This window comes from Dietzia sp. UBA5065, from assembly GCA_002415925.1.
Lineage (GTDB): Bacteria > Actinomycetota > Actinomycetes > Mycobacteriales > Mycobacteriaceae > Dietzia.
In genome coordinates, this window is the sequence record DIAZ01000019.1 from 15,754 (window position 1) to 19,048 (window position 3,295).

1 protein-coding gene and 1 pseudogene are annotated in these 3,295 nt (G+C 76.0%); one reads left to right on the plus strand and one right to left on the minus strand.

Annotated features, from left to right (window positions below; genetic code table 11):
* Positions 1-12: 12 nt before the first annotated feature.
* Positions 13-852: pseudogene (locus B4M60_RS01885) on the minus strand (HNH endonuclease family protein); the annotation flags it as partial.
* 242 nt (positions 853-1,094) lie between these two features.
* Between B4M60_RS01885 and B4M60_RS01890 the strand changes: the two are divergent.
* Positions 1,095-3,014 carry a hypothetical protein gene (locus B4M60_RS01890; protein WP_291079753.1) on the plus strand — a complete coding sequence of 640 codons (1,920 nt, stop codon included), beginning with the start codon at positions 1,095-1,097 and terminating at the stop codon, positions 3,012-3,014.
* Positions 3,015-3,295: the final 281 nt, after the last annotated feature.

Sequence of the window (3,295 nt, forward strand, 5' to 3'; positions counted from 1 at the left end):
CGGGCGACGTCAGCCGCAGCCGGCCAGGATCCTGTCCATGGCATCGCGCTCAGCGGGCGTCACCCACAGCCCGTAGCGCTCCTTGACCAGGACCTGCCGCGAGACGTAGCCGCAGCGGGACTCCCGGCGCGGCGGCAGCCAGGTCGCGGTGTCGCCGGCGCCCTTCTGCTGGTTGACCCAGCCGGCCACGGCCTGCAGGTTGAGCGGGTCGTTGGCCAGATCCCGCCGCCGCTCCGCCGTCATCTGCTGCGCGCCCTTCTGCCACGCGTCCGCCAGCGCCACCACGTGGTCGATCTGCACCAGCGACGAGGTGCCCTGCCCGCGCACGAACTCGATCCGGTCCCCGGTGTAGGGCCCGTACAGGACCCCGGAGAGCACCACGCAGTCCCGGGTCCCCGGCTTGAGCGTGATCTCCTGCAGGTCGCGCCGCAGGATGTCGTTGCGGGTGTCGCAGCCGTTGCGACCGAACTCCACTGACACGTCGTCCGACCAGGCCTGGCCGAACAGGTCGCGGTCGTAGCCGGTCTTGGGCGCGCGGCCCTTGACCTCGAGCCGGGGCAGCGCGGCGCGGGCGGCCGCGACCTGCGGGTCGGCCGACGGCCCGGCCTCGGGCTCGGGTGCGGGTGCGGGCGCGGGTTCCGCCGGCGGGACCGGTTCGGGCGCGGGCGGAGGTGGCGTCAGGGGCGACGACGACGAGGTCGGCCCGGCCGGGACCAGCGCCGAGGTCGAGGGAGGTCCGATCGTGCCCCCCGCGCCGTCGCCGCCCTCGGACCCCGCGCAGCGACCGATGCCGGCCAGGACGAGGACGCCCGCGACTGTGGCCAGTGCGGCACGAGTGGTCCGGGAGGTCATGGCCGCACCCTAGCGAGCACCTCGGACATCCCCGGGGCCGCCTCCCGGCCTCACCACCCACGGGTGCGCTGGCCCTATGGTCCACGCGGCCAGCGTAAGCGGGGCGATCGCGTACGTTCGGCCATCGCAAGCCGGAGGGGCAGCGTAAGCCCGGGCGCAGGGGCAGCGCAGGGCGGAGGGGCAGCGTAAGCCCGGGCGGAGGGGCAGCGTGAGTCGGGGCGGCCCGACTAGCCTGGCGCGCGATGCCGACCGCCGCCGAAGAACCCGCCACGCCCGCCACCGACCCGGCCCGGACCCCGGCCCGGACCCCGCCGCGCGGGCCGTCGGGGAGGCTGCTCGTCGGGCTGTGCGCGCTCGTCGTGGTGGCGGCCACGGCCGCGCGCACGTGGGTCTCCGCCGCCGGCTGGTTCTACTGGGACGATCTCCTGCTCCACGGTCAGGCCGCCGCACATCGCCTGCCCGACCCGGGCTACCTGCTCACCGACCACGACGGCCACCTCATGCCCGGCGGCATGGCGCTGGTCTGGGCGGCCGCCCACGCGGCGCCCCTGGACTTCCGGCTGCCGCTGCTCCAGATGGCCGCGCTCCAGCTCCTCGCGGGCGCGGCGCTCGCCCGGATGCTGTGGGTGATCCTGCGGGGCCGCGCGATCCTGCTGGCCCCGCTGCTGGCGGCCCTGGTGATCCCGTTGGGGCTGCCCGCGGCCACGTGGTGGTCGGCGGCCCTCAACGCCCTGCCCCTCACGGCCGCGATGGCCTGGGCGGTGGCGTCGACCCTCCGCCTTGCCGAGACGGGCCGCCGCCGGCACGCGGTCGCCGCCGTCCTGGCCACCGCGATGGGGTTGCTCTTCGTGGAGAAGGCGGTGCTGGTCCCCGTCGTGGCCGCCGCGGTGCTGCTGTGTCGGTGGTGGACGGGACGTGAGCACGACGAATCCGCCGCAGCCGCAGCCGCAGCCGCAGCCGACGACGACGCAGTCGGACGCGGGAGTCCGGGCCTGCACGCGCTGTGGCGACGGACCCGGGCCATGTGGGCGGCGCAGGCCGTGGTGCTGGCGGCGTGGGCGGCGGTGTTCGCCGCGACCGTCGGCCGCGCCGGCGGGGGGCTGGTCCCCAGCGACTCCGGCGGCCCCGGCCCGGGCCTGTGGGCACTGGTTCGCAACACCTACCTGCTCGCGGTGGGGCCGACGCTCGCGGGCGGGCCCTGGCGGTGGGAGCGCTGGCATCCGGGCCCGCCGATGACCGACCCGACCGCGGTCGCGGTGACGGCGGGCGCGCTGGTCTGCGTCGCGGTGGTGGCGTGGTCCGTGACGACCAGGCGGCGCACCGGACCCGCCTGGGTGCTCGCGGCGGGCTATCCGATGGTCTCCGTCCTCCTGGTGGCGGTGGGCCGCCTCGGGCCCGACACGGCCGCGGAGATCGTCCAGACGCTGCGCTACCACGCCGACTCGGTGGTGGTCCTGGCCGCGGTGGTGGGGCTGGCCCTCGCGGCGCCCCGCCGACAGGGGACCGCCGCGCCCGCCGCCGCCCGGTGGGAACCGTGGGCGGTGGCGGGGCTGGTCGCGGTGGTGGTCTCGTCGTCGTCGTACTCCACCGTCACCTACCGCGACGTCTGGTCCGAGCAGCCGTCCCGCGACTACCTCCCCCCGCTGATCGATGCGCTGCGCGACCGCCGGGCGCCGATGCTCGAGACCGCCGTGCCCCTAGAGGTCCTCCTGCCGGTCACCGCGCCCGCGAACCGGCTGGGCGCGGTGCTCGCGGGGGTGCCCGGGCTGCCGCCGATCGGGGTGTGGACCACCGAGCCCGTCGTGGTGGACGCGACCGGGGGGATCCACCCGGCCGACGTCGTGCCGGGCCGCACGATCCCGCAGGGGCCCGATGCCGACTGCGGGCATCGCATCGACGCCGGCGGCACCCGCATCGGGCTAGACGGCCCCCTGCTCCACCGCGACTGGGTGCTCCAGCTCAACCATCTGTCGGACGCCGACGGTACGGTCGCCGTGCGTCTGGACGAGGGGGAGGAGGTGCGAGCGCCCGTGGCGGCCGGGTTGTCCACGGTGTACGTCCGGGTCGAGGGTTCCGGGACGGGGGTGACGATCACGCCCGGGGGAGGGGTCTCCCAGCTGTGCATCGGCCGTGGACCCGTGGGCGTTCTCGTGCCGCGATGAGCGGCGCCGGCCCGGTGGACCATAATGGGCGGGTCCGCCGTCACTGACGCCGGACGCGAACGGCACTGAACGCGAACGCGAGGACGGAGGCGGGTCATCGACATCGCGATGGTCATGCTGACCCTCACCGCGCTCCTCGTGGTTCCCGGGTCGATCGTCGGGCTCGCCGCCCAGCTGCCCCTGCGGCTGGCGGTGGGGACGTCCGTGCCCGTGTCCTTCGGCATCGCCGCGATCGCCACCTACGTCTACGGCCGGGTCGGGGTCCAGTGGTCCCTGGGCGG